This is a genomic window from Marisediminicola sp. LYQ134 (assembly GCF_046599635.1).
In the GTDB taxonomy this organism is placed as follows: domain Bacteria; phylum Actinomycetota; class Actinomycetes; order Actinomycetales; family Microbacteriaceae; genus Marisediminicola.
Window position 1 is genome coordinate 477,489 of the sequence record NZ_JBKIWP010000001.1, and the last position, 26,579, is coordinate 504,067.

General features: G+C 69.1%; 25 protein-coding genes. 18 read left to right on the plus strand and 7 right to left on the minus strand.

The features are described from left to right. Positions 1 to 2 precede the first annotated feature (2 nt). Both ACLHIH_RS02300 and ACLHIH_RS02305 read right to left on the minus strand, forming a co-directional pair. Positions 3 to 608 (minus strand): hypothetical protein, encoded by a 606-nt coding sequence (locus tag ACLHIH_RS02300; protein ID WP_411315097.1) that lies wholly within the window; start codon positions 606 to 608, stop codon positions 3 to 5. Then, complete coding sequence (locus tag ACLHIH_RS02305) at positions 605 to 1,969, minus strand: protein kinase domain-containing protein (RefSeq protein ID WP_411315098.1); 1,365 nt, start codon at positions 1,967 to 1,969, stop codon at positions 605 to 607. The genes ACLHIH_RS02300 and ACLHIH_RS02305 overlap by 4 nt, the downstream gene beginning before the upstream one ends. Before the next feature lie 86 nt (positions 1,970 to 2,055). Between ACLHIH_RS02305 and ACLHIH_RS02310 the strand changes: the two genes are divergently transcribed. After that, a complete protein-coding gene (locus ACLHIH_RS02310) occupies positions 2,056 to 3,384 on the plus strand; it encodes a M50 family metallopeptidase (protein WP_411315099.1) in 1,329 nt (442 codons plus the stop codon). Positions 3,385 to 3,482: 98 nt separating this feature from the next. Then, positions 3,483 to 4,631: a flavodoxin-dependent (E)-4-hydroxy-3-methylbut-2-enyl-diphosphate synthase gene (gene ispG / locus ACLHIH_RS02315; protein WP_411315100.1), complete on the plus strand. Its 1,149-nt coding sequence runs from the start codon at positions 3,483 to 3,485 to the stop codon at positions 4,629 to 4,631. A gap of 95 nt (positions 4,632 to 4,726) precedes the next feature. On the opposite strand, the gene ACLHIH_RS02320 is transcribed toward ispG, so the two are convergent. Next, a complete protein-coding gene (locus ACLHIH_RS02320; RefSeq protein ID WP_411315101.1) occupies positions 4,727 to 7,273 on the minus strand; it encodes a metallophosphoesterase in 2,547 nt (848 codons plus the stop codon). 185 nt (positions 7,274 to 7,458) lie between these two features. Here ACLHIH_RS02320 and ACLHIH_RS02325 point away from each other — a divergent pair, with 185 nt between their 5' ends. The 11 genes from ACLHIH_RS02325 (at position 7,459) to rbfA (ending at position 19,549) form a co-directional block, all read left to right on the plus strand. Continuing rightward, entirely contained in the window at positions 7,459 to 9,249 is a 1,791-nt protein-coding gene (locus ACLHIH_RS02325) for a proline--tRNA ligase (protein WP_411315102.1), read from the plus strand. 200 nt (positions 9,250 to 9,449) lie between these two features. Then, the gene (locus tag ACLHIH_RS02330; protein WP_411316290.1) at positions 9,450 to 10,427 is read left to right on the plus strand and encodes an AAA family ATPase; all 978 of its coding nucleotides are present in this window, start codon (positions 9,450 to 9,452) and stop codon (positions 10,425 to 10,427) included. Between the two features lie 25 nt (positions 10,428 to 10,452). Further along, positions 10,453 to 11,340, plus strand: coding sequence for a DUF58 domain-containing protein (locus ACLHIH_RS02335; protein WP_411315103.1), 888 nt, complete (start codon positions 10,453 to 10,455; stop codon positions 11,338 to 11,340). Then, entirely contained in the window at positions 11,327 to 11,842 is a 516-nt protein-coding gene (locus ACLHIH_RS02340) for a hypothetical protein (RefSeq protein WP_411315104.1), read from the plus strand. The genes ACLHIH_RS02335 and ACLHIH_RS02340 overlap by 14 nt, the downstream gene beginning before the upstream one ends. Beyond that, positions 11,833 to 12,822: a vWA domain-containing protein gene (locus tag ACLHIH_RS02345; protein WP_411315105.1), complete on the plus strand. Its 990-nt coding sequence runs from the start codon at positions 11,833 to 11,835 to the stop codon at positions 12,820 to 12,822. Before ACLHIH_RS02340 ends, ACLHIH_RS02345 begins: the two co-directional genes overlap by 10 nt. After that, on the plus strand, positions 12,819 to 13,913 hold the full coding sequence (locus ACLHIH_RS02350; RefSeq protein WP_411315106.1) for a vWA domain-containing protein: 1,095 nt from the start codon (positions 12,819 to 12,821) through the stop codon (positions 13,911 to 13,913). Before ACLHIH_RS02345 ends, ACLHIH_RS02350 begins: the two co-directional genes overlap by 4 nt. Next, a complete protein-coding gene (locus ACLHIH_RS02355) occupies positions 13,910 to 14,686 on the plus strand; it encodes a hypothetical protein (RefSeq protein WP_411315107.1) in 777 nt (258 codons plus the stop codon). Before ACLHIH_RS02350 ends, ACLHIH_RS02355 begins: the two co-directional genes overlap by 4 nt. A 94-nt stretch (positions 14,687 to 14,780) precedes the next feature. Continuing rightward, positions 14,781 to 15,773: a transcription termination factor NusA gene (nusA, locus tag ACLHIH_RS02360; RefSeq protein WP_411315108.1), complete on the plus strand. Its 993-nt coding sequence runs from the start codon at positions 14,781 to 14,783 to the stop codon at positions 15,771 to 15,773. 88 nt (positions 15,774 to 15,861) lie between these two features. After that, entirely contained in the window at positions 15,862 to 16,185 is a 324-nt protein-coding gene (locus tag ACLHIH_RS02365; protein ID WP_411315109.1) for a YlxR family protein, read from the plus strand. Between the two features lie 76 nt (positions 16,186 to 16,261). Continuing rightward, positions 16,262 to 18,943 carry a translation initiation factor IF-2 gene (gene infB / locus ACLHIH_RS02370; protein ID WP_411315110.1) on the plus strand — a complete coding sequence of 894 codons (2,682 nt, stop codon included), beginning with the start codon at positions 16,262 to 16,264 and terminating at the stop codon, positions 18,941 to 18,943. A gap of 156 nt (positions 18,944 to 19,099) precedes the next feature. Beyond that, the gene (gene rbfA, locus ACLHIH_RS02375; protein ID WP_411315111.1) at positions 19,100 to 19,549 is read left to right on the plus strand and encodes a 30S ribosome-binding factor RbfA; all 450 of its coding nucleotides are present in this window, start codon (positions 19,100 to 19,102) and stop codon (positions 19,547 to 19,549) included. A gap of 111 nt (positions 19,550 to 19,660) precedes the next feature. Here rbfA and ACLHIH_RS02380 read toward each other — a convergent pair whose 3' ends face one another. Continuing rightward, the gene (locus ACLHIH_RS02380; protein WP_411315112.1) at positions 19,661 to 20,689 is read right to left on the minus strand and encodes an NADPH:quinone reductase; all 1,029 of its coding nucleotides are present in this window, start codon (positions 20,687 to 20,689) and stop codon (positions 19,661 to 19,663) included. 42 nt (positions 20,690 to 20,731) lie between these two features. After that, on the minus strand, positions 20,732 to 21,616 hold the full coding sequence (locus tag ACLHIH_RS02385) for an A/G-specific adenine glycosylase (protein ID WP_411315113.1): 885 nt from the start codon (positions 21,614 to 21,616) through the stop codon (positions 20,732 to 20,734). A 105-nt stretch (positions 21,617 to 21,721) separates the two neighbouring features. Here ACLHIH_RS02385 and ACLHIH_RS02390 point away from each other — a divergent pair, with 105 nt between their 5' ends. Continuing rightward, positions 21,722 to 22,249 (plus strand): hypothetical protein, encoded by a 528-nt coding sequence (locus ACLHIH_RS02390; RefSeq protein ID WP_411315114.1) that lies wholly within the window; start codon positions 21,722 to 21,724, stop codon positions 22,247 to 22,249. Here the strand turns inward: ACLHIH_RS02390 and ACLHIH_RS02395 are convergent. Next, positions 22,216 to 23,232, minus strand: a complete 1,017-nt coding sequence (locus ACLHIH_RS02395; protein ID WP_411315115.1) for a ketopantoate reductase family protein — start codon at positions 23,230 to 23,232, stop codon at positions 22,216 to 22,218. The genes ACLHIH_RS02390 and ACLHIH_RS02395 overlap by 34 nt on opposite strands. Before the next feature lie 122 nt (positions 23,233 to 23,354). On the opposite strand from ACLHIH_RS02395, the gene truB reads away from it, so the two are divergent. From truB to ACLHIH_RS02415, 4 genes are read left to right on the plus strand one after another with little or no spacing between them, the layout of a single operon-like run. After that, complete coding sequence (truB, locus tag ACLHIH_RS02400) at positions 23,355 to 24,278, plus strand: tRNA pseudouridine(55) synthase TruB (protein WP_411315116.1); 924 nt, start codon at positions 23,355 to 23,357, stop codon at positions 24,276 to 24,278. Further along, complete coding sequence (locus ACLHIH_RS02405; RefSeq protein WP_411315117.1) at positions 24,275 to 24,643, plus strand: hypothetical protein; 369 nt, start codon at positions 24,275 to 24,277, stop codon at positions 24,641 to 24,643. The genes truB and ACLHIH_RS02405 overlap by 4 nt, the downstream gene beginning before the upstream one ends. A gap of 55 nt (positions 24,644 to 24,698) precedes the next feature. Continuing rightward, entirely contained in the window at positions 24,699 to 25,154 is a 456-nt protein-coding gene (locus ACLHIH_RS02410; RefSeq protein ID WP_411315118.1) for a hypothetical protein, read from the plus strand. Further along, positions 25,154 to 26,113 (plus strand): bifunctional riboflavin kinase/FAD synthetase, encoded by a 960-nt coding sequence (locus tag ACLHIH_RS02415; protein WP_411316291.1) that lies wholly within the window; start codon positions 25,154 to 25,156, stop codon positions 26,111 to 26,113. Before ACLHIH_RS02410 ends, ACLHIH_RS02415 begins: the two co-directional genes overlap by 1 nt. On the opposite strand, the gene ACLHIH_RS02420 is transcribed toward ACLHIH_RS02415, so the two are convergent. Then, entirely contained in the window at positions 26,110 to 26,562 is a 453-nt protein-coding gene (locus ACLHIH_RS02420) for a globin (protein WP_411316292.1), read from the minus strand. The genes ACLHIH_RS02415 and ACLHIH_RS02420 overlap by 4 nt on opposite strands. Between the last annotated feature and the right edge of the window lie 17 nt (positions 26,563 to 26,579).

Consider the following 26,579-nt stretch of genomic DNA (forward strand, 5'->3'; position numbering starts at 1 on the left):
GCTCAGTCTTCGCGGGGGCCCCGGCGATCGCGATTGGCGTCGCGCTCGGCTTGCTTCTCGGCCGCGTCCGCCGCTTTCTCCGCTGCTTTCTCGGCAGCCTCTTCCGCATCGTCGGCGGCCTCGTCGGCCTCCTCGGCCGCGTCTTCTCGGTCTTCGTCGTCGTTGCGTGCCGCTTCCTCAGCGGCGAGTCGTTCCGCTTCCGCTCGCGCGTCTGCTGCCGCTTGCTCTGCCGCCGCCTGCTCGGCCGCCGCTTGCTCCGCCGCGGCCTGTTCCGCCGCCGCTTGCTCTGCGGCCGCTTCGTCGGCCGCGGCCTGTTCCGCCGCCGCGATGGCCGAGTCGATGTCGGACCTGACGAGTGCCGCCGCGGCGAGGATGTCGTCGTGCCGATCGGTCGAGATCGTCTCCGCCGCGAGCGCTTCCTCGGCCGCCGCGATCAGCTCGTCGAGGGCTGCGTCGGCCGCCGCGAAATCGTCGTCGGCGATCGCGGTGCTCACCGAGAGCACGCGCTCCTGCAGGTCGGTCGCGGTGTCGGGGTCGTAGTCGACCGTGGCGGCGCACCCGCTCACGAGCAGGAGCACGGCGGCGGCGACCGCGACGACGCGCCTCACGGCTGCACGCTCCGCTGCAATTCGTCGAGGTGCTCGCCGATCTCGCCCTCGACAGCCGGGTAGTCGACGCTCGAGGTCTCGGGTGCGTCTCCGGTCGCCACGCCGCCGACACCTCCGGTGACCGCGACGGCGCCGGCGACGAGCGCCACGACGGCGACGCACACGGCGGCGACGATGAGGGGGGTGCGACGCCGCCTGCTGGGCGATGGTTCGTCGGACTGTTCGGGCTGCGTCGGGGAGAGAGCGGCTGTCGGCGCATCGCGCGAGCCACTCTCGACGGCGACGGTCGACGTTGCGCCGGTGGGGCCGGTGGGGCCGGGGGACTCGGGGCCGGTCGCGGCCGTGCCGGCCGAGTCTGACCGGGCCGAATCCGATCCGGCCGAGGCTGACCCGGCAGAGTCCAGGCGGGTCGAGTCCGATGCGGGCTCGTCGATCGAGGGCAGTTTCTGCGTCCGCTCGTCGCTCTCCGCGACACTCGCCGTGATGCCCGCCGCGGGTGCCGCGAACGAGAGGGTGTCGGCGGTCGCGAGTGCCGTCAGGTGGTCTCGAGCGTCGATCGCCGACATCCGCGCGTCGGGGTCCCGCTCGAGCATGGCCGCGAGCACCGTGCGCCACTCCGGGCCGAGCTCGTCGGGGATCTCCGCATCGCGAGTGACCCTCGCGACGGCCGACGCGATGCCCGACCCCTCGAACGGGCGGATGCCCGTGAGGCATTCGAGCAACACGAGGCCGAGTGAGTAGACGTCGCTCGCGGTCCCGACCTCTTTGCCCAGGGCTTGCTCGGGGCTCAGGTAGCCCGCCGTGCCGATGACGGCGCCCGTCGCCGTGAGTCTCGTCGAGTCGACGAGGCGCGCGATGCCGAAGTCGGTCAATTTGGCGTGCGGCGTGCGGCCGTCGGGCGCGGGGTCGGGGATGAGCAGGTTGCCGGGCTTGAGGTCGCGGTGCACGATGCCCCGGCCGTGCACGTAGGCGAGAGCGTCGGCGATGTCGACGCCGACGCTCGCGGTGTCGGCGCGGCTGAGCATGCGGGAGTCGAGCACGTCGCGGAGATCGCGACCCTCGACCCACTCGAGCACGAGCGAGACCCGATCCGCGCCGTCGTTGACGGCGTCGTAGAGGGTCACGAGGGTCGGGTGGTGCAGCGCGGCGAGCAAGCGGAGTTCGTCGCGCTGCCTCTGGAGGTCCTCGACGTCGACGAGGTGCTCGCGAAAGACCTTGAGGGCGATGGGTCGGTCGAGCAGGGTGTCGAACGCGCGATACACGAGAGACATGCCGCCCCGACCGGCGAGGGCGTCGATGCGGTATCGCTCGAGCAGAACGGTTCCCACCCGCTCGTCGGCAATCTCGCGGGGCGTCGTCATAATGCCCGATTCTATGTGTCGCGCCGAGGGACGGCCCGGTGCGCGGTCGCAGCGGACGCCGATGAGCGCGGGTCTATCCTGTGCAGGTGGAAACGGTCCTGCTCTATGTCGTCGGCGTTCTCGTCATGGTCGTCGGCATCGCCGCCTCGATCGCCCTCCACGAACTCGGGCATTTCGTGCCCGCGAAACTGTTCGGGGTCAAGGTCGGCCAGTTCATGATCGGCTTCGGAAAAACGATCTTCTCGCGCCGTCGCGGCGAGACCGAGTTCGGCGTCAAGGCGCTCCCTCTCGGGGGATACATCACGATGGCGGGGATGTATCCGCCGGCGACCGAGGGGTCGCGAGCGCGCACCTCGAGCACGGGTTTCTTTCAGACGCTCGTCCAAGACGCACGATCGGTGAGCGCCGACACGATCGCCGAGGGCGAAGAGCACCGCACCTTCTACCGCTTGCCCGTGTTCAAGCGCATCATCATCATGCTCGGCGGCCCCGCCATGAACCTGCTCATCGCCGTCGTGCTCTACGGGGTCGTCTTGAGCGGTTTCGGGGTCGCGCAGGAGAGCACGACGCTCGGCAGTGTTTCGGCGTGCGTGCTGCCGGCGACGAGCGAGCGTCAGGAGTGCGAGCCCGGTGATCCGATCGCCCCCGGGGCCGAGGGCGGGCTCGAACCGGGCGACGTGCTGGTGAGCCTCGGTGGCACCGAGGTCGAATCGTGGCAGCAGGCGACGGCGATCATCAGGGATGCCGCGGGCGACGACCTCGATGTCGTCGTCGAGCGTGACGGCGAGACGCTGCCGCTCACGGTCACCCCGAGCCTCACCGAACGATACGTCGTCGACGACGACGGGCAGATCGTCGAGGATGCGAACGGCGCACCCGTCACGCAAGAGGTCGGGTTCCTCGGCATCGGTGCCGCTCTCGAGAACGTGCGGCAACCGGTGACCGCCGTGCCCGCCGCCGTGGGGGATAACGTCGTGAGGGTCGCCGAAATCATCATCAACCTCCCGCAGCGCCTCATCGATGTCGCGGACGCCGCCTTCGGGCAGGGGGAGCGCGACCCCAACGGCCCGCTGAGCGTCGTGGGCGTCGGTCGCGTCGCGGGCGAGATCGCGAGCATCGACACCATCCCGATCGTCGACCGCGTCTCGGTGCTCGTCGGCTTGCTCGCGTCGCTCAACGTCGCGCTCTTCGTCTTCAACCTCGTGCCGCTGCTGCCTCTCGACGGTGGTCACATCGCGGGCGCCCTCGTCGAGGGGGTGCGGAGGTTCTTCGCGAAACTCTTCGGTCGCAAAGACCCTGGGCCGATCGACACCGCCAAGCTCGTTCCCCTCACCCTCGTCGTCGTCATGCTCCTCGGGGCCATGAGTCTGCTGCTCATCTACGCCGACATCGTGAAACCGATCGACTTCTTCTAGCGCCGGGTCGCGCAGCGCCGAGTCGTGCCGAGCCGCATCGCGCCGCGCCTGGCGGCCCGCCTCAGCGGGGTCGGATCGCGGCGGCGTAGAATCGCGACGTGCCTGCAGTCAATCTCGGAATGCCCAAAGCACCCTCGGTGCTCACCCCTCGTCGCAAGACCCGCCAGATCAAGGTCGGCAAGGTCGGCGTCGGAAGCGAATCGCAAGTCAGCGTGCAGTCGATGACGACGACGCAGACGACGAACATCAACGCCACGCTCCAGCAGATCGCCGAACTCACGGCCACCGGGTGCGACATCGTGCGCGTCGCGGTTCCCCACCAGGACGACGCCGACGTTCTGCACATCATCGCGGCGAAGAGCCAGATCCCGGTCATCGCCGACATCCACTTCCAGCCGCGCTACGTGTTCGCGGCGATCGATGCGGGGGTGGGGGCCGTGCGCGTCAACCCCGGAAACATCCGCAAGTTCGACGACCAGGTCGCGTCCATCGCGAAGGCGGCGAAGGCCGCGGGCACCTCGATCCGCATCGGTGTCAACGCGGGGTCGCTCGAGCCGAGCATCCTGCAGAAGTACGGCAAGGCGACACCCGAGGCCCTCGTCGAGAGCGCCGTGTGGGAGGCGAGCCTCTTCGAGGAGCACGACTTCCACGACTTCAAGATCTCGGTCAAGCACAACGACCCCGTCACGATGATCAAGGCCTACCGCTTGCTCGCCGAGCGCGGCGACTGGCCCCTCCACCTCGGCGTGACCGAGGCGGGTCCCGAGTTCCAGGGCACCATCAAGTCGGCGACGGCGTTCGGCGTGCTGCTCTCGGAGGGCATCGGAGACACCATCCGCGTGTCGCTCTCGGCCCCGCCGGCGCTCGAGGTCAAGGTCGGGCTGCAGATCCTGCAGTCGCTCGGCCTCCGCGAGCGCAAGCTCGAGATCGTGTCGTGCCCGAGCTGCGGGCGCGCCCAGGTGGATGTCTACAAGCTCGCGAATGACGTGACCGACGGCCTCGAAGGCATGACCGTGCCGCTTCGCGTCGCCGTCATGGGATGCGTCGTGAACGGCCCGGGCGAAGCGCGCGAGGCCGACCTCGGAGTCGCGAGCGGCAACGGCCGCGGCCAGATCTTCGTCAAGGGCGAGGTCATCAAGACGGTTCCCGAGGCCGAGATCGTCGCGACTCTCATCGAGGAAGCCAACCGCATCGCGTCGGAGATGCCTCCCGGCGCGCTCGGGAGCCCCGAGGTCGTCACGGTCTAGTTCCGCCCGCGCGCGCCTGCGCCGCGTCACGAGTGCGGGCGCGACTTCCCAGAAGTCGCGCCCGCATCGTGCTGTTGTGTCGCTCGATCAGCCCATCAGACCGACGAGCGCCCGCGGCGCACGCGAGCAGCCATGACCGCCACGGCTCCGAGCACGAACAGCACGATCGCTCCGATGATCAGACCCGATCCGATCGTGGATCCCGTGAAGGCGAGGTCCCCGTCGGGCCTGCCGTCTGCGGCCGTGTCGGTGTCGTCTCCGGCATCGCCGGTTCCGCCGCCCGTCCCCCCGCCTGAACCGTCGCCGGGCGTCCCCTCGTCGGGATCGCCCGGGGTGCCCGGCGTAGCCGCAGCGGCGATCCGGAACGCTCCGTCGATCAGGCCGGAGAGGCGAGTGCCGAACCCCTGCTGCACGGCGAAGCTGTAGCGGTCGGGATCCGACACCGTCGCGGCGAGGGGGATGGTCCACGAGCCGTCGTCGTCCACGGCGGTCGTGCCCTCGAGGTCTCCCGTGAGCGACACGGTCGCCCCGGGGTAACCCGACCCGTCGATGCTGTCGACCTCCGTGCCGACGGGCAGAGTGCCCGAGGGTGCCGTGGTCGTAAGCCCCGAGAGGTCGGGGCGCGCCGTGAGCCACTCGTCGGGACCGGTCGCGTGGTCGATCACGCGGGTTTCGCCGATGCACCCGTTCCAGCCGTTGCGGGCCGAGTCATCCACCCAGTCGGCCCCGAAGATCCAGGGCGATCCGGAGTTGATGCTCTGTCCGAGAGTGTCGGTCGCGTTGCGCAGCACGGGCGCCCCGTCGACGTACATCGTCGAGGTCGACGTGTCGGGGTCGCCTACGATCGCGACGTGTATCCACCGGTCGACCATGATCTCGCCCGACCACGCGGTGCGATCTCCCTTGGTGGTCTCCGTCGGAACCTCGGTCCACTGGAACTCCCGCAGGTTGGAGATGCCGAGGGCGGCGGGCGACGCCGTGTAGTCCCACTGCGACCACGGCATCCCGGGCAGCTCGGAACGGTTGCCCGAGCGCACGATGGCCTTCGACCAGCCGTTGGCTTCGGCCGACCAGCTCTCGTCCATCTTGAGGAACGTCTCGATCGTGTAGCCGTTCTCGAGGGTGTTCGTCGTCGCGGGCACGTCGGCCGGGCTCGTGAGGTAGCTGAACCGCGAGTCGCGCTGGTCGGAGTCCGTGAAGCACACGCCGCCCCCGTCCGCCGAGAACGGGTTCGCGTCATCCGTGACCGTCACGTCGTCGAGCTGCGCGGTCGTCGAACCCGAATCCTCGAGCGAGACGCGAGTGAGGTCGGCGTCTCCCGCGATGTCTTCGAAGACCTGACCCTCGGCGACGACACCGGGTTCGTCTCCGAATCGCCAGTGGGCGACGGTCCCCTCGGCCGCGACGAAGTCGTCACGAGACCCCGGCTGCTCGAGGGCGATCGGGTCGGGCCCATCGAATCCGTCGAGGAGGATGTCGCGGGCCTTCTGCACGAGCGAGGGCTGGTCGGCAGCCCCGGCCGCCCAGTCGGGGGCGAACCCGGCGAAGCGCTCCGCGAAGTCGATGTCGATCGTGTACTGCTGGTTCGGCTGCTCGAGGAACGGCTGGTCGTAGGAGGTGAGCGACTCCTCGGGCTTCCACGTGACCCACGGCGACGCCGTCTGCATCGTCATGAGGTTGTTCGTGAGATCGAACTCGAGCAAGCCGAGGTAGCCGTTGCCGCCGTCGTAGGCCATCTGGTAGTCCATGAGCACCTCGGTGACGGGGTGACCGTAGGCATTGGTCTTGGTGAGTTGTGTCGACCCGTGGAAGTGACCGTTGAAGGTCAGGAAGATCTGGTCGTTGTCCCGGATGAGCTGGTCCCACAACCGCAGGCCGTACTCCTCCTCCTTGGGGGTGACGGCGTCGGCCTCGATGTTGAGGAGCGAGTGCGTCGTGAGGATCACGGGGAGGGTCGGGTTCTCGGCGATGACCTCGTTGGCCCAGTCGAGGGTCGCGTCGGACGACCGCCAGCTGAGGGCGAGCACGAGGAACTCCTCTCCCGCCGCCTCGAACACGTGGTACTGGTTGAACCCGGTCGGGTCGCTGCCGCCGTAGGTCGACTGGCCCTCGGCGCGATCGGTTCCGAACCACTCGAGGTAGGGCTCCTCGTCGAGGGTGTAGTCGGTGTCGAACCAGTCGTCGGACGAGTTGCGCACGTCGTGGTTGCCGGCGAGCACCGAGTAGGGGAGATCCGCCGCCTCGAGGGAGGACATCGCGGCGTCGGCGGCCATCCACTCGCTCGCGGTGTTGACGCGGTCGACGACGTCACCGAGGTGTGCGACGAAGGGGATGTTGAGATCGTCGCGGTGTGCCGCGAGCCACTCGGTCTGCACCGCGAACGGGTTGGTGCCGTAGCGGGGGGCGAACTGGTCGTTGGCGTAGCGGGAGTAGAACTGCGTGTCGGGGAGCACCGCGAGGGTGAAGCGCGCGGAATCGCCCTCGGCCACGGACTCGGGAGCGGCGGCCGCCGCGGGGAGCGCGGGGTGGGCGGCGAGAGAGAGCAGGGTGGCAGCGGCGCCGAGCGTCGCAACGGTGCGGCGCTGCAGAGAGCGCAGACGGTGCGAGCGAGGCCGCGCATCCGTCGGGGAATCGAAGTGCACTGGGGTCCAATCGTTGCTGGGGTGGTGCCACCGGACGGCGACGTCTCAGGGTGGTGTCGGTGCGTGAACTCCTCGCGACGCATCGTGGGCGCTCACGTGAACTGTGAAAATCCTGAGCGTGGACGAGGGATGCGGCGCGCTCGGCAGCGCGGTCCGCTCAGCCGGGCGGCGGCTAAAGTAGCGGGGTGCCCACACGACTCTCCCGCTTGTTCGTCCGTACCCTCCGGGAGGATCCCTCCGACGCCGAGGTGACCAGCCACCGTCTGCTCGTGCGGGCGGGGTACATCCGCAGGCAAGCGCCGGGAGTGTTCGCGTGGTTGCCACTCGGGTTGCGCGTGCGCAGGCGCATCGAGGCGATCATCCGCGAGGAGATGGAGAACGCGGGGGCGCAAGAAGTGCACTTCCCCGCGCTGTTGCCTCGCGAGCCCTACGAGATCACCGGCCGCTGGGTCGAGTACGGCGACGGGCTGTTCCGCCTGAAAGACCGCAAGGGGGCCGACTACCTCCTCGCGCCGACGCACGAGGAGGCCTTCACGCTCCTCGTGAAGGATCTCTACGGCTCCTACAAAGACCTCCCGCTCACGATCTTCCAGATCCAGGACAAGTACCGCGACGAGGCGCGTCCGCGCGCGGGTCTTCTCCGCGGGCGTGAGTTCTCGATGAAGGACGCCTACTCGTTCGACTACACCGACGCGGGGCTCGACGTGTCGTATCAAGCGCAGCGCGACGCCTACGAGCGCATCTTCCAGCGCCTGGGTCTCGAGTACGTCATCGTCAAGGCGGATGCCGGCGCGATGGGCGGTTCGCGCAGCGAAGAGTTCCTGCACCCCACCCCCATCGGCGAAGACACTTTCGTGCGCACCGACGGCGGCTATGCGGCCAACGTCGAGGCGTTCACGACCACGGTTCCCGACGCGGTCGAGTTCGGCTCGCTGCCCGAACCGACGATCTTCGACTCTCCTGACACCCCGACCATCGCGACCCTCGTCGCGCTCGCGAACGACCGCCACCCGCGCGCAGACGGCCGCGAGTGGACGGGCGCCGACACCCTCAAGAACGTCGTCCTCGCGCTCACCCACCTCGACGGCTCCCGCGAGGTCATCGCGATCGGTCTCCCGGGCGATCGCGATGTCGATCTCAAGCGCGTCGAGGTCGCCTTCGCCCCCGCCGAGGTCGAGCAGGCGACGGCCGAGGACTTCGCCCGTCACCCTCTCCTCGTCAAGGGATACATCGGCCCCTGGTCGCCTCTCGGCCCGGTGCTCGGCGGAGACAGCGAGGGGGCCCCGCGGTCGGCCACGGGCATCCGGTTCTTCGTCGACCCGCGGGTCGTCGACGGGACCCAGTGGGTCACGGGAGCCAACGACCACGAGAAGCACGTGCTCGGCCTCGTCGCGGGGCGTGATTTCGTCGCCGACGGCGTCGTCGAGGCAGCCGAGGTTCGCGCGGGCGACCCCGCACCCGACGGCTCGGGTGAGATCGAGCTCGCGCGCGGCATGGAGATCGGGCACGTCTTCCAGCTCGGGCGCAAATACGCTGAAGCACTCGGACTCAAGGTCCTCGACGAGAACGGCAAGCTCGCGACCGTCACGATGGGGTCCTACGGAATCGGCGTCACGCGCATCATGGCGGTCATCGCCGAGTCGAACAACGACGAGCGCGGCCTCATCTGGCCGTCGAACGTGAGCCCGTTCGACGTGCACGTGGTCGCCGCGACGAAGGAGGCCGCGATCCACGAGATCGCCGAATCCATCACGGCGGGGCTCGAAGAGCGCGGACTCGACGTGCTCATCGACGACAGACCCAAGGTCTCGCCTGGCGTGAAGTTCGGCGACGCCGAACTTCTCGGCGTGCCCACGATTGTTATCGTGGGGCGTGGGGCGGTCGACGGCGACGTGGAACTGTGGAATCGCCGTTCCGGCGAACGACAGGTCGTATCGATCGACGCGATCGTCGATCTCGTGACCGCCGCTCACTGACGTCGGCGGGAGATCTGCTCCCGACCCGACCTGACCGTGGAGAGACCGTGTCGACACCCCAGCCCGAGGCATCCCCGTTCGCCCCTCCGCCCGCCGCGCCCGAGCAGGGCGGCGCGCCCGAGCGCGTCGCTTCGCCCGAGCACGTCGGTGCACCACCGGCGCGCGGGTCGGAATCGCCCGCGACGGGGTCCGCCGACCGATTGAGCGCCGCGGATCTCGCGCGCGCGACCGAGATCCTCCGGGTCGTCACGGCGTCGTACGACGAGAAAGTCGTCGGTCAACGCGGGTTGCGATCGAGTCTGCTCATCGCGCTCATGACGGGCGGCCACATCCTTCTCGAGAGTGTTCCGGGGCTCGCCAAGACGACCGCGGCCGAATCGATCGCCCACTCGGTGACGGCACGGTTCAAGCGGATCCAGTGCACGCCCGACCTGTTGCCGAGCGACATCATCGGCACGCAGGTCTTCGACTACGCGAGGTCGGTCTTCGAGACGCAGCTCGGGCCCGTGCACTCCAACTTCGTGCTCCTCGACGAGATCAACAGGTCGAGCGCGAAGACCCAGAGCGCGATGCTCGAGGCGATGCAAGAGCGGCAGACGACGATCGGGGGAGTCGTACATCCGCTTCCCGAGCCCTTTCTCGTGCTCGCGACGCAGAACCCCATCGAGCAGGAGGGCACCTATCACTTGCCCGAGGCCCAGCTCGACCGGTTCCTGCTCAAGGAGGTGCTCGACTACCCCGAGTTCGGTGAAGAGCTGCAGATCGTCGATCGCGTCGACAGTGGCGTGTTCGACAGCGAATCGTCGCTTCCGACGGTCGGCCTCGATGACGTGCGCTTCCTCCAGCGCGCGACCAGATCGGTCTACCTCGATCCCGCCATCGTGAACTACATCGTCTCGGCCGTCTACGTCACGCGTCACGCGGCGCAGTACATCGCGCCCGAGTTCGCCGAGTGCATCGAGTTCGGGGCGAGCCCCCGCGCGAGCATCGCGTTCAGCCGTGCCGCTCGAGCGCGAGCCCTGCTCGACGGTCGGGACCACGTCGTGCCCGACGACGTCAAGGCGCTCCGCCACACCGTGCTGCGGCATCGGATCATCCTCAACTTCGAGGCGATCGCGCGAGGCGTGAGCCCCGAGTCGATCATCGACGCGGTGTTCGACTCCGTGCAGGCGCCGTGACGCGGCGCCCGGCCGCGACCTCGTCATGACGGCGCTCCTCCAGAAGATCAAGTCACGCGTGACGATCCACGCGCACCGTCGTGTGCGCGGCTTGCTCGAGGGCGAGTACACCTCGGTGTTCCACGGGCGCAGCATCGATTTCGACGACGTGCGGCACTACGTGCCGGGCGACGAGGTCAAAGACATCGACTGGAAGGCGACGGCCCGCATGGGCGCGCCCATGACGCGGCGCTACATCGCGAGTCGCAAGCACACCCTCATGCTCATCGCCGACACCGGTCGGTCGATGGCCGCGCTCGCTCCGAGCGGCGAGACGAAGCGGGCCATCTCCGTGTTCGCGGCAGGTGTTCTCGGGTACCTCGCGACGCGGCACGGTGACCTCGTCGGCGTCGTCGCGGGCGACGCGGATCACACGGAGCATCGCCGACCCGAATCGACCGACGCCCACCTCGAGAGGGTCCTGCAACTCATCCACCGGCGCACGACCCTCGACTCGGGGGCGAGCGACCTCGCGAGCCAGCTCGCTTTCGTCGCCCGCTCGTTCCGTCGCCGCATGGTGCTCGTCGTGCTCGCCGACGACCGGATGCTCACGCCCGTCGAGATCGCGACGGTGCGGCGCCTCGCCGTGCAGCACGAGATCCTCTGGCTCACGATCGCCGACGCCGATCCGATGCGCACCGATTGGCTCGACTCGAGTGTGGTCGACGTCGACGCGCTCGGCGAGCTGCCGGCGTCGGTGCGCGGCGATCGTCGCCTGCGCGAGCGTTTCGCCGCGTCGACGATCGAGCGGGAGAACGGCGCCCGGGCGCTCTGGAGCGAACTCGGCATCAGCCGCACGAGGATCGAGAGCGAAGCGGATGTCGTTCCCGCCCTGTTCCGGCTCCTGGAGGTGCACCGCCATGCTCGCCGGTGATCACGTCGATCTCGTGCTCCGAGCGGGGAGCCTGACGGAGGGCACATTCTTCCCTCCCGTGACCTTCTCGCCGTGGTGGGGGGTGCTCGCGGCGACCCTCGTCGCGCTCGTGATCGCCTTCTACATCGTCGTGCCGCTGCTCACACGAGCTCCGCGGCGCGCGCACGACGATGCCGCTGTTCCGGAGTTCGTCATGCCCGACGTCCCCCTCAGTGAGAAGTACGGTGACCTCATCGCCGAGGTCGAAGCGGACCACAGGGCCGGCCGCGTCTCGTCGCGCGCGGCGCACCAGCGGTTGAGCCTGCTCGTGCGCTACTTCGCGTTCGAGTCGACGGGAATGCGCGCACCGACGATGACCCTCGCCGACCTGCGTGACGCGCAGTCGCCGGAGCTGAGCGACGCCGTCGAGCGGCTCTACCCCGGAGCGTTCGCGGCGATCGAGGGCGGGAGTGTCGCCGAGGCGGCCGAGCACGCCAGGCGGGTGGTGAAACCGTGGAACTGATCCTCCCGTGGATGCCCGTCGTGTGGGTCGTCGCCATCGTCGCGGTCGTCGTCGCAGCACTCGTCGTGGCACGGAACCGGCGGTCGTCGAGACCCGCCGAGGCCAAACCGATCGCCCACGTCGAGAGACTCACAGCGCTGCCCGAGTACCGATCCGCGGTGCGCCGCTATCGCGCGGTGCTCGCGGCCGTCGTCGTCGCGGCGACGGTCCTCGTGCTGTCTGCCGGCGCCCTCGCCGCCCGGCCGGCAGCACCGACACTCGTGTATCCGGAGACGGGCAATCGCGACATCGTGCTGTGCCTCGACGTGTCGGGGTCGATGATCGACTACGACCGGCAACTCGTCGAGGTCTTCGGCGAACTGGCTCGCGAGTTCGACGGCGAACGCATCAGCCTCGTCGTCTTCAATGCCTCGGCCGTGACCTACTTCCCGCTCACGAGCGACTACGACTACATCGTGAGCCAGTTCGACCGCATCTCCGAGCAGTTCGACGCCGACGAGGGCGAGTACTTCTCGGGCACGTTCTTCGGCGACGGCTCCTCGCTCGTCGGTGACGGACTCGCCTCGTGTGCGCAGCGCTTCGACACTCCCGAGGTTGACAGATCCCGCTCCGTGATCCTCGCGACGGACAACCTCGTGGTCGGTGAGCCGGTGTTCACCCTCGCGGACGCGGGCGAGCTCGCGACGAGCCGCGACATCCGGGTCTACGGGATCAACCCCGGTGGGGGAGACGACGGTCGATACCTCGAGGAGTTCGCGATCGAGTTCGAGGAGGTCGTGCTCGCGACGGGAGGCTCGTACTTCGCCGTCGACGATCCCGCGGCGGTGCCCACGATCGTCGACAGCATCAGTGCGGAGGAGGCGGTCGCGAGCCGAGGGGCACCGGAGACGCTCCTGTTCGATCGGCCCGAGATCCCGGCGACGATCGCTTTCCTCGCTCTCGCCACCCTGCTCGCCCTCGCGTGGAGGGTCGACCGATGACGATCGATCCTCTCGTCCCCCTCGGGGTGCTCCTCGTCGTGAGCCTCGCCCTGCTCGTGCTCGCCGGTCGGGGTCTGCTCACGGCGACTCGTCGCTCGGTTCGCGTGTCGTGGTGGGCGCGCATCGGGATGATCCTGCTCCTCGCCGTCATCGCGCTCCGCCCCGCGATCCCCGGCACGACGAGCGCGCCCGCGGCGTCGGGCGGGCTCGAGGTCTACTTCGTCGTCGACACGACGAGCAGCATGGCCGCCGAAGACCTCGGGGTCGACATCGACGGCCGTCCCGCGACGCGACTCGATCTCGTCAAGAGCGACATCGACGACATCACGACCGCGCTCGCGGGCGCCCAATTCGCGATCGTCACGTCGGATTCGACCGCCCTCCAGCGGGTGCCCCTCACCTCCGACGTCTCGGCGGTGCGCTCGGCGACGTCGGTGCTGACCCAGGAGATCACCTACTACTCGAGCGGCAGCAGCATCAGCGAGCCCGTGCAGACGGTCGTCGAGCTCCTCGCGGACGCGACGGAGGAGCAGCCCGAGCGAGATCGCGTGCTGTTCTACTTCGGTGACGGCGAGCAGACCGTCGATCGGGAGCCGGAGAGCTTCGCTCCCGTGCAACCGTTCATCTCGGGCGGAGGCGTGCTCGCCTACGGCAGCGAAGACGGGGGCCGGATGCGCGTGTTCGACGGCTATTCGGCCGATGACGACGAGAGCGCGCCGGACTACATCGTCGATCCGACGACGGGGGCGGACGCGGTGTCTCGCGTCGACACCGCGACCCTCGAGACGATCGCGAGCGACCTCGGGGTATCGCTCACCCGTCGCGACGTCGAGAGTTCCGCGACGAGTGTCGTCGAGGGCATCGACGTGAGCGACCTGAACGTCTCACCCGGCGCCGTCACCGCGCCACGCGAGTTCTACTGGATTCTCGCGGTCCCGCTCGGGGCGCTCGCACTCCGCGAGGCTCTCGTCGCGTGGTTCGCGCTGCGTCGGTCGGCGCCGCTCTCCGCCGCCGGCGCCGCATCGCGCCCGTCGAGCTCGGCGGGGCCCTCGGGCGGCCGTCGCGGCCCCGGTGAGGGGAGGCGACGATGACGAGCGCGACACCCCGCGAGGGGCAGACCGACCGTGCTGCGGCGGGTGCAGACGACCCCCGCGTGCGGTCGGAGCGGCGCCGTCGTGTGACCCGACGCGTGCTGCTCATCGGGTTCGCTCCCGTCGCGATCGCCGCTCTCATCCTCGCGGGCAAGCTCGCGACGCTCGCCCCGACGGCGGACCGAGCCATCGAGCACTACGACAGTGGAGCGTTCGACGAGAGCGCGACGACGTCGGAGGGTCTCCTCACCGGCAACGCGTTCGAACCGTGGATCGCCTATTTCGACCGGGGCACGGCATACGCGAGAGGCGGTCTGCTCAACGAAGCGGTCGACGACCTCGAGCGCGCATTCGCGACCGCGCCCGATTCGACGCGGTGCGACGTCGCCGTGAACCTCTCGCTCTCGTGGGAGCTGCTCGGTGACTCCTACGTGGAGCAGGGATTCCTCACGGGTGCACAGAGGCTCTACGAGGCCGCGCAAGCGGTCATCGACGAAGCGGGAGAGGAGTGCACCCCACCCGAGGCCCCGCCGAATGAGCGGGAGGGGCGCGAAGCCGGGGAGGAACTCGATGCCGCCGACAGCCGGCTCGAGGCCAAGACCGAGGGCCTCGAGAGGGTGCAACCCTCCGGCGATGAACCCGAATCGTCTCTCGAGGAGCAGCTCGACGAGCTCGGGGAGCTCAACGACGAGGGGGCGCGGGAGAAAAGCGAACAGCTCGACCGTGATCGCGGCCAAAGCGGGCCGCCGGGGTTCGTCGAACGCCCCTGGTAGCCGAAGGGGGCGGCTCGCTACTGGTAGTTTGGGGTCAGGCTCCGCTCGACGACGTATGTCGCGGAGTTCCCAATCTGAATAGTGGAGGCCCTCCGTGGAGATCGATCTGAGCGTATTGCGGCTCTTGGAGCGCGAGCGTGAGATTCCGTTCGAGGAGCTCGTCGCCATCATCGAGCAAGCGATCCTCACCGCCTACCTCAAGCACACCGACGCTCCCGAAGAGAAGATCGGCGAGTCGACCGCGCGAGTGCACCTCGACCGCAAGACCGGCCACGTGTCGGTCTTCGTGCCGGAGCTCGACGACGACGGACTCGTCGTCGGCGAGGCCGAAGACAGCCCGAGCGATTTCGGCCGGATCGCGGCATTCGCCGCGAAGCAGGTCATCAACCAGCGCCTCCGCGATATCGGCGACGACCGGGTGCTCGGACAGTTCAAGGGGCGCGAGGGCGACATCGTCGCGGGTGTCATCCAGCAGGGCCCCAACCCGCGGATGATCCACGTCGACCTCGGAACGATCGAGGCGATCCTCCCTCCCGAGGAGCAGGTGCCCGGCGAGAACTACGCGCACGGTTCGCGCATCCGCGTCTACGTGACGAGCGTGAGCAAGGGCCTCAAAGGACCCCAGATCACCGTCTCGCGCACGCACCCCTCGCTCGTGCGCAAACTCTTCGCGCTCGAGGTACCCGAGATCGCGAGCGGCGTCGTCGAGATCGTCTCACTCGCTCGCGAAGCGGGTCACCGCACCAAGATCGCGGTCAAGGCCAATGAGAGCGGGATCAACGCGAAGGGCGCGTGCATCGGTGAGATGGGCCAGCGCGTGCGCGCGGTGACGGCCGAGCTCAACAACGAGAAGATCGACATCGTCGACTACAACGAGAACCTCGCGACGTTCGTCGCGAACGCCCTCTCGCCGGCGAAAGTGACCTCGTCGTTCGTCATCGACCAGTCGACGAAAGCCGTGCGCGCGCTCGTGCCCGACTACCAGCTGTCGCTCGCGATCGGCAAAGAGGGTCAGAACGCGCGACTCGCCGCCAAATTGACGGGCGCACGCATCGACATCCAGCCCGATTCCGTCTTGGAGGATTGAGCCGGAGGGTCGTCGTCGATGCCCGCGGGAGCGGGTGCCTCGACCACGCCAGCCGCGAGACGGCTGATCCTCGAAAGGCAGGTGTACGATGGAGCCAGTTAGAACCTGTCTCGGCTGTCGCCGACGTGCCCCCCGATCGTCCCTTCTGAGGATCGTCGTGTGCGATGGCGAACTCACCGCGGATCCTTCCGCGGTGCTGTCCGGTCGAGGCGCGTGGGTGCATCGCACGGACGGATGCCTCGACACGGCCCTCTCGCGCAAAGCCTTCGGCAGAGCGCTGCGAGTGCCGGGAATCGAGGCACACGTCACGACGTTGCGCCGGAGTCTGACCAACCAATCCGCAAGGGTCCCGTGGGGATCCCCGAGAGAACAGGCTGCACAGCCCCGTGAACAACTAATGAGCAACGACTAATGAGCGGCTCGAAATGAGTCCCGTACTCGACTAATGCCTTCCTTCCTGTTCGGGAGAAGGCCCAGACAGGAGAATTGTGGCGAAACCACGCGTACACGAGATCGCAAGCGAACTCGGTATTGACAGCAAGAAGGCCCTAGAGAAGCTCAAGGAGATGGGCGAGTTCGTCAAAGGACCGTCGTCGAGCATCGAACCCCCCGTCGCGCGCAAGCTGAGGGCGGCCCTCGCCGCCGACGGCATCACGGCTCCGGAGAAGAAGCCCGAAGCGCCGGCGAAGGCCGCGGCACCGACCCCCCGCCCGGCACCCGCCCCCACTCCCGCACCCGCGGCAGCACCCGAGGCCGAGACACCCGCTCCCGCGGCGACGCCCGACGCGCCCGCTGCGGCTCCCGAGGCCCCGGCCGAGGCAGCGGCTCCCGCGTCACCGACCGGCGGAGACGCCTCGTCGTCCATCCCGCGCCCCGGCGCCCCGCGCCCCGGCAACAACCCGTTCGCGAGTGCCCAGGGGATGCAGCGCCCCGGCGCACCGCGTCCGGGCAACAACCCCTACGCGAGCGCGCAGGGCATGAACACGCGTCCGCCGAGCCCCAGCGGAATCCCGCGCCCGTCGGCACCGCGCCCCGGCGCACCGCGACCGGGCGGACCAGGACAGGGAGCACGCCCCGGCGGCTTCGGACAGCGCCCCGCTGCGGCCGGAGGACGCCCCGGCGGTCCCGGACGCCCCGCGGGTGGAGGATTCGCACGCCCCGGCGGCGCTCCGGGCGGAGGCTTCAGTGCCCCCCGCCCCGGCGGCGGCGGCGGCCGTGGCCGAGGTCCCGGTGGAGGAACCGCCGGTGCGTTCGGTCGCGGAGGCGGCAAGAGCAAGGCGCGCAAGTCGAAGCGCACGAAGAGAGCGGAATTCGAGCTCAGAGAAGCTCCGTCGCTCGGTGGCGTGAGTGTTCCCCGTGGCGACGGCAAGACTGTCGTGCGTATGCGCCGAGGCGCGTCGATCACCGACTTCGCCGACAAGATCGACACGAGCCCCGGAAACCTCGTGACCGTGCTGTTCCACCTCGGACAGATGGCCACGGCGACCGAGTCGCTCGACGAGGCGACGTTCGACATCCTCGGAGAAGAGCTCGGCTTCAAGATCGAGATGGTCTCGCCCGAAGACGAAGACCGCGAACTCCTCGCGGGCTTCGACCTCGACCTCGACCAGGAGCTCGAAGACGAAGACGACGACCTCCTCGAGGCGCGACCCCCCGTCGTCACCGTCATGGGTCACGTCGACCACGGAAAGACCCGACTGCTCGACGCGATCCGCAACGCGAACGTCGTCGCCGGCGAAGCGGGCGGTATCACGCAGCACATCGGTGCCTACCAGATCGTCACCGAGCACGAAGGCATCGAGCGACCGATCACCTTCATCGACACCCCGGGTCACGAGGCGTTCACCGCCATGCGAGCCCGAGGTGCACAGGTCACCGACATCGCGATCCTCGTGGTCGCGGCCGACGACGGGATCATGCCGCAGACGGTCGAGGCGCTCAACCACGCCCAAGCCGCCAACGTGCCCATCGTCGTCGCCGTCAACAAGGTCGACAAAGAGGGGGCGAACCCCGCGAAGGTGCGTCAGCAGCTCACCGAGTTCGGACTCGTCGCCGAAGAGTACGGCGGAGACACGATGTTCATCGACGTCTCGGCGCTCAACAAGATCGGAATCCCCGAGCTTCTCGACGCCGTGCTGCTCACCGCAGACGCCGGACTCGACATGCGCGCCAACCCCGACAAGGATGCGCGCGGTGTCGCGATCGAGGCCAAGCTCGACAAGGGCCGCGGTGCCGTCGCGACGGTGCTCATCCAGTCGGGAACCCTCGAGGTCGGAGACCCGATCGTCGCCGGAACGGCCTACGGCCGCGTTCGAGCGATGTTCGACGAGAACGGCGAGACCGTGAAATTCGCGACACCGGCACGCCCGGTCGCGGTGCTCGGACTCACGTCGGTTCCCCGCGCCGGCGACACGTTCCTCGTGACCGACGACGACCGCACCGCCCGCCAGATCGCCGAAAAGCGCGAAGCCGTGGAGCGCAACGCTCTGCTGGCCCGCAGCCGCAAGCGCATCAGCCTCGAGGACTTCACCAAGGCCCTCGAAGACGGCAAAGTCGACTCGCTCAACCTCATCATCAAGGGTGACGTCTCCGGTGCCGTCGAGGCACTCGAAGAGTCGCTGCTCAAGATCGAGGTCGACGAGTCGGTTCAGCTCCGCATCATCCACCGCGGAGTGGGAGCCGTCACCGAGAGCGACGTCAACCTCGCAACGGTCGACAACGCGATCATCATCGGGTTCAACGTGCGCCCCGACACGAAGGCTCGCGAGCGGGCTGCTCGCGAAGGTGTCGACGTGCGGTTCTACTCGGTCATCTACGCGGCACTCGAAGACATCGAGAACTCCCTCAAGGGCATGCTCAAGCCGGAGTTCGAAGAGGTCCAGTCGGGCGTCGCCGAGATCCGCGAGATCTTCCGCTCCTCCAAGGTCGGAAACATCGCGGGAGTCATCGTGCGCTCGGGAACCATCACGAGGAACGCCAAGGCGCGCGTCATCCGCGAGGGAGTCGTCGTCGGCGACAACCTCACGATCGACTCGCTCCGCCGGTTCAAAGACGACGTCACCGAGGTGCGTACGGACTACGAAGCCGGAATCGGCCTCGGCAAGTTCAACGACATCCAGATCGGCGACGAGATCGAGACGATCGAAATGAAGGAGAAGCCGCGGGTCTAGTGCCCCGGCTCCGGCCGACGGAGGGGCCCCGAGAACGGGACCCCCAAGACCCCGACTCTCGGGGCCCCTCCGTCGGCCTCCGCCTCGCGACGCTCGACGCCGCGAGGAGCAGAGAATACAGAGCGCCATCGGTGCTCGTACATGAGGAGTATTGACATGGTGGACCCCACCAGGGCACGGAAGATGGCCGACACCATCAAGGTCATCGTCGCCAAGAAGCTCGAGCGCGGACTCAAAGACCCGCGACTCGGATTCGTGACCATCACCGACGTCAAAGTGACCGGTGACCTCCAGCACGCGAGCGTCTTCTACACGGTCTACGGATCCGACGAGGAGCGCGCCGACTCGGCTGCCGCCCTCAAGTCGGCGACGGGAATGCTGCGGAGCGAAGTCGGCAAGAACCTGACCTCGAGGCTCACGCCGTCGCTCGAATTCATCGCCGACGCGGTGCCCGAGAACGCGAAACACATCGAGGAACTGCTCGCCGAGGCCACCAAGCGCGACCTCGAGGTCGAGCGCCTGAAGGCGCAAGCGAGCTACGCGGGCGACGAAGACCCGTACATCAAGCCTCGGACGATCGACGAGGAGACTCGCGACGACCGGTAATGCGACGACCGGTAGCGCGACGGCGAGTCGCGCCGACCGTCAGAACGAGAGAAGCACGAGCGGAGGATTCCGCTCGTGCTTCTCTCGTCGGTCGATGCTCGTGCGCCGTCGTCAGTCGATGTCGATGTCGATGTCGATGAGCACTTTGCCGACGGTGTCGTTCTCGACCGCGTCGTGGGCTCCCGCGGTGTCGGCGAGGCCGAACCTCGTGAGGGGGAGGCCGCTCGCGACTCCGACAGGCAGGGCGTCGTCGCGGAGGGCCGCCGTGATGTCGTCGGTCGCGGCGTCGAGGGCATCCTGGCCTACGGTGTAGACGAGGATGAACTGCACGCGCACGTTCTGCGCCATGAGCGGGCCGATGTCGACCGTCAACTCGCTCCCGCCGTTGTTCGCGTAGATCGCGAGCGTTCCGCGCGTGCGCAACACGGCGAGGTCGAGCCCGATGTTGGGCACGACCGCGACCTCGACGACGAGGTCGACCCCGTCGGGTGCGATCGCGCGGATCTGGTCGACGGCGTCGCTGTCGCGGTAGTTGACGACGTGGTGGGCACCCGCCGACCGCGCGAGGGTCGCCTTCTCGTCGGAGCTCACGGTCGTGATGACGGTCGCACCCGCCCACCGCGCGAGTTGGATGGCCGCATGACCCACGGCACCCGCGCCACCCGCGACGAGGACGATCGTGTCAGCGAGGGCGCCGGGGGAGAGCCGCGACGGGCCGTCCTCGCTCACCGTGAGCGCGCGGTGCGCTGTGATGGCGGGGACACCGAGACTCGCCGCGACGTCGAACGACGCTCCGTCGGGCAGTTTGACCACGCGGGACACGGGCTGCACCGTGAACTCGGCGGCGGTGCCGTAGGGACGCTGGTCGGCGGCGAGGTAGACCCACACGCGGTCGCCCACCGCGAAGTCGATGACATCGGGTCCGACGGCGTCGACGACACCCGCGCCGTCGAGGTTGGGGGTCACCTCGGCGAAGGGGAGTTCACCGCGGCCTCCGCGACGACTCTTCCAGTCGGTCGGGTTGACGCCCGAGACGCTCAGGCGCACGCGCACTTCGCCCCCGCCGGGCGTCGGAGTCTCGCGGTCGGCGAGCTGGAGCACCGACGAGTCGCCGGTCGTGGAGTAGATGATCGTCTTCATGGTCGGCCCAACCGGGTCGAGGGTGGGGCTATTCCCCTCCGATCACGACGGCAGAGCGAGAGTTCCGTTCGAGCGGACCACGAGGCCGTCGGCGACGAGACCCGCCGTCGCGCGCGCGAGCTGCTCCTCGTCATGCCACACCGTGCGCACGGCACTCTCGTCGACCGGATGATCGCTCGACCGGAGTGCCTGGAGCACGAGCCCGCGCACGTGCCGATCCGACCCTGCGAACGACTTCTGCGCGGGCGCGCGCACGCCCTCGAAGGCCGGGAACCCCGCGGCGCGCCACGCGCACGACTCGGCGATCGGGCACGCCCCGCACCGGGGAGCGCGCGCCGTGCACACGACGGCCCCGAGTTCCATCGTCGCGGCGTTGAACACGCGCGCCTCGGCGTCGTCGGCCGGGAGCATCGCGCTCATCGCCGCGAGGTCGCGCCGAGTGGACGGGGCGCCCGCCTCGGCGACGCCCGCGACGGCGCGAGCGAGCACCCGCCGCACGTTCGTGTCGACCACGGGGTGTCGCAGTCCGAAGGCGAAGACCGCGACGGCTCGCGCGGTGTAATCGCCGATCCCCGGGAGAGCGAGGAGCTCGTCGACATCCGACGGCACGACGCCGTCGTGGCGTTCCACGATCGCGATCGCCGCGCGGTGCAGGTTGAGGGCGCGACGCGGATACCCGAGTCTGTCCCAGGCGCGCACGACGTCTCCCGCGGTCGCGTCGGCGAGGTGTGCGGGGGTGGGCCAGCGCTCGAGGAACATCTCGAGTCGCGGGATGACGCGCACGACGGGCGTCTGCTGCAGCATGATCTCGCTCACGAGGATGCCCCACGGGGAGACCCCCTCCCGTCTCCACGGCAGGTCGCGCGCGTGCTCCGTGAACCACGCGCCGAGCGCCGGGGGGATATCGGCCGGATTCGTCGAGGTCACCGCTCTACAGTAGGCACCCCGCAGTGAGCGTTCCGCCGTCGGATGCAGTGCAAGCGGTTCGCGCTTCGAGGTTGCGCTTCAGGGCGCCCTGCTTAGGCTCGAGCCATGACGAGATGGCAACCGGCGAAAGCAGACACCCTCGCAGCGATCGTGACCGAGATCCTGCACAACTACGGCACCGGGCGAGCGATCGTCGCCGTCGACGCGGCCGACGGCGCCCTCTCCGCGAATTTCGCCACCGACCTCGCCGAGGCGTTCGCCGCGAGGCCGCACGCGGTCGAGCGCGCCACCTTCGCCCCGGCGAATTCGGACGGCACGCCGCGGCGCCCGTCGAGTGACGACGCCGCGCTCTTCGGCGAGACCGTCGTCGCACCGTTCCGCCGAGCCTCGACCTCACCGGCCGTGCTCGTGGTCGACGGGTCGTTCGTGCTCGATCCCGCCGTTCGAGCAAAGTGGAACTTCGCGATCTGGCTCGACGGTCCCGCCTCGTCGACCGACGGGCACGATGGCAGCGGCCCGGCCGAAGCCCTGGCGTCCTACCTCGTCGAGGCACGACCGCGCGCGTCAGCGGTCGCCATCGTCGACGTGAGCGACCCCGATCATCCGCGCCGGGTCTTCGCCGACACCTGCTGAACCGCGGCCACGACGGCAGAGGGGTCGAGAAAGCGCCCCGTGCGTTCGACCGAGTGCACGAGATCGAGGAGCACGGTGTTGACCGGTGCGTCGACTCGCGCGGCGCGAGCCTCGGAGACGACGGCGCCGTTGAGATAGTCGATCTCGCTGAGGTGGCCGCGACTGATGCTCTGCAGTGTCGAACCCGGATTGGGCACGTCGCCCATGCGCTTCGCCATGGCGAGGGGCAGGAAGCCCGAGAGCGCCGCCGGGAGCGCCGCGAACACCGAGATCGCGAGGGGCGTGAGCCCGGACATCGGCGTGAACCGGATGCCCGCGGCTCGCGCGACGGCCACCGTCTCGCGCATGCTCGCCACGAGCACGCGCCGCAACGCCCGGTGCCGAATGGTGTCTTGCACGCTCGAGCCCGTGATCGCGGGCAGGGCATTGACCTGGTTGATGAGCAGTTTCGTCCACTGCGCACCGCGGAAGTCGTCGACGATCGTCGTGGGGATGACCGGGTCGAGCACGCGAGCGGCGAAGTGCGACGCGATGTGGGTCGACGACTCGTCGCCGATGCTGAGCGAACCGGGCGCGGTCACCGCGACCGCGCCCGGTTCGAGATGGGATGCCGCGAACAGGGCGAGTGCCCCGACGAGGTCGGACCGCGGCACGACCGTCGCGAGCGACCGCACCGACTCGAGTCCGTTCTGGGCGACGACGACGGGCACCCCGTCGATGCGGGCGGCGGACGCGGCGACCGCGTCGATCGCATCGGTCGCTTTCGTCGCGACGATCACGAGGTCGGGGGTCTGGTCGACGGCGGCGGAGACCTCGACGCGCGCGATGTGGTCGCCCCAGGCGCCCGTGAGGCGCAACCCGTCGGCTCGCATCGCCGCGGCGTGGGCTCCGCGCGCGGTGACCGCCACGTCGTGGCCCGCACGGTCGAGGAGTGCCGCGAGAGTCCCCCCGACGGCTCCCGCCCCGATCACCGCGATCCGCATGGACTCGAGCATAGGTCGGCGCCCGCCGTCGCGGCGGCCCGACGGTGCTGGCGCGACGCCGCCGGCCGGGTGGTGCCGGGGGAGTGCGGGGCGAGCACGGTGCGACGGCATACCCTTAACGGGTGCAGAAGCAGAACCCCGAGTCCGTGACGAGATCGAGCGGCATCCTGCTCGTCGACAAGGCCGAGGGCCTCACGAGCCACGATGTCGTGGCTCGCACGCGCAAACTCGCGCAGACCCGCAAGGTCGGCCACGCGGGCACCCTCGACCCGATGGCGACGGGGCTGCTCGTGCTCGGTCTCAACAGCTCCACGCGACTCCTGACCTTTCTCGTCGGCCTCGACAAGGAGTACTTCGCGACCATTCGACTCGGTGCCTCGACGTCGACCGACGATCGCGAGGGCGACGTCGTGAGCACGACGCCCGCTCACGAGGTCGACGCGGTCACGGCAGAGCGCATCGCCGAGGAGGTCGGCGCGTTGAGGGGCCCCATCGAGCAGCGTCCGAGCAGCGTCAGCGCGATCAAGGTCGATGGCAAGCGCGCGTACGCGCGAGTGCGCGACGGCGAGGAGGTCGAGCTCGCGACCCGACCCGTGACCGTGAGTGCGTTCGAGGTGCTCGACGAGCGCCGCGAGAGCGGAGTGATCGAGCTCGACGTGCGTATCGAGTGTTCGAGCGGAACCTACGTGCGGGCTCTCGCGCGAGACCTGGGCGAGGCACTCGGAACCGGCGGCCACCTCACGGCCCTGCGCAGGTCACGAGTGGGGCCGTTCGGTGTCGCCGAAGCGCGCACTCTCGAGGATGTCGTCGTCGCCGACAGCATCCTGGCCCCCGCGGATGTCGCGACCGCCCTCTTCGACTCGATCGCCCTCGACGCCCAGCAGGTCGTCGACCTCACCCACGGCAAGAGGATCGCCGTCGAGACCGCCGACGGTCAGCCCTACGCCGCTCTCGCTCCCGATGGCCGACTCGTCGGGCTCCTCGAGGTCGCGAACGGGCGCGCGAAACCCATCGTCAACTTCCCGACCGACGAGGTGACGTCGTGATCGAGTGGTTCACCGTCGCCCAGGCCGCCTTCGCCGTCGCGGCGGGGCTCCTGTGTCTCGTGCTCGGTCTCGCCAAACGCACTCCCGCCGACCTGACCCTCGGCGTGACACTGCTCGTCGAGCTGCTTCTCGTCGTGCAACTCGTCGTCGCCCTCTTCGCGCCACTCGCCGGCAACACGGCCACGGGGAGCGTGCTCGAGTTCTACGTCTACCTCATCTCGGCCCTGCTCCTGCCGCCGCTCGCAGTCTTCTGGGCGCTCGTCGAACGCAACCGCTGGAGCACCGTGATCCTCGGGGTCACGAATCTCGCGATCGCGGTCATGGTCTATCGCATGAACGAGATCTGGTTCGTGCAGGGCGCGTGAGCCGTGAGGGGCGTTCCGCCGTCTCGGGCCCGGTCGGTGCCCTAATCTGGACATGATGACCGAATCGACTCCACCCCGCGCGCTCGGAATCGGGCGAGTCCTCATCGTCGTATACGGAATCCTCGCCCTCGCGGCGACCGGGCGGTCGGTGTTCCAGATCCTGACGAAGTTCGGCGACGCTCCCGTCGCCTACTCGCTCTCGGCTCTCGCGGCGGTCGTCTACATCCTCGCGACCGTCGCGCTCGTGGTTCCCGGCGACCGCTGGTACCGCGTCGCGCTCGCGACGATCGGGTTCGAGCTCGTCGGCGTCATCGTCGTCGGGGTGCTGAGCATCTTCGACCCCGTGCTGTTCCCCGACGACACCGTGTGGTCGCGCTTCGGGCAGGGGTACCTCTTCATCCCGCTCGTGCTGCCCGTGCTCGGACTCCTGTGGCTCCGCAGGCGCCGGCGGAACGGCTCGGCGGGAGTGTCGACTCCCGACGGCGGCGCACCCGCGGCACGCCGGTCGTGATGCGCTTCTTCCCGGCGCTCGACGAGGTTCCCGCGGGTTTCGGGCCGAGCGCGGTCACCTTCGGCAAATTCGACGGGCTCCACGTCGGTCATCGCGCGATCGTCGATACCCTCACGGCCGCGGCGAGGGCGCGTTCCCTCACCTCGACCGTCGTGACCTTCGACCGCAACCCCCTGAGCCTGCTCGCTCCCGAACGCAATCCGCGGAGCCTCGTCTCGTCGCGACGCAAAGTCGAGCTCTTCGACGACGCCGGGGTCGATGCGATGGTGCAGTTGCGCTTCGACCTCGCGTTCAGCCGAATGCCCGCCGACGACTTCATCCGCACCGTTCTCGTCGACGCCCTCGATGCGCGTGTCGTGCTCGTCGGGCCGGGGACGAGGTTCGGTGCGGGCGGTCGTGGCACCTTCGACACGCTCGTGGAGGCCGCGCGCACGATGGGCTTCGACGTCGAGCGCCTCGACCCCGTCGGCGAGGGCAGCGAACCGGTGTCGTCGACACGCATCCGGGGAGCGCTCGACCGCGGGGAGATCACCGATGCTGCACGATGGCTCGGCCGGCTCCCCTCGGTGCGGGGCATCGTCGTGCACGGCCAGAAGCGCGGGCGCGAACTGGGCTACCCGACCGCCAACCTCTCGCCCGATCTCGAGGGGTTCATCCCCGCCGACGGGGTGTACGCCGGCTACCTCTCGGTCGCGGGCGAACGCCTACCCGCCGCTATCTCGATCGGCAACAACCCGACGTTCGAGGGGGTGCCGCAGCGCCAGGTCGAGGCTCACGTGCTCGATGCCGACCTGGACCTCTACGACCTGGAGGTCGAGGTGGAGTTCGTCGATCGGATCCGCGGCATGGAGAAGTTCGATTCCCTCCCGGCCCTCATCACCCAGATGGACAACGACACCGTGAGGGTCAGGGCCGCGCTCGCCTCACACGGTGGCGGATCGGTCCCCGGCCGCTCCTAGTCGTCGAAAGTGTTGACCATCGCGTGGGCGGCGCGTTCGAGATAGTCCCACAGCGTCGCGTCGTCGAGAGGCGACAGTTCGAGGGAGTCGACGGCCGCACGCATGTGCAGGAGCCAGCGGTCGCGCGCGTCGGGATTGATCTTGAACGGCTGGTGACGCATGCGCAACCGCGGGTGACCGCGTTGCTCGCTGTAGGTGCCCGGCCCGCCCCAGTACTGTTCGAGGAACCCCGTGAGGCGCTGCACGGCTCCCTCGAGGTCGTCTTCGGGATACATCGGCAGGAGCACGGGGTCGGAACCGACCCCCTCGTAGAACCGGCGCACGAGCGCTTCGAAGGTCTCTCGGCCGCCGACCTTCGACCAGAACGACTGGCCGAGTCCGGCGCCGGCGTTCGGGTCTCCCGCGCCTGGTCCTCCCGTGCCTGGTCCTCCCGTGTTCGGGGCCCGCAGCACGAGGGGAGCGGGAG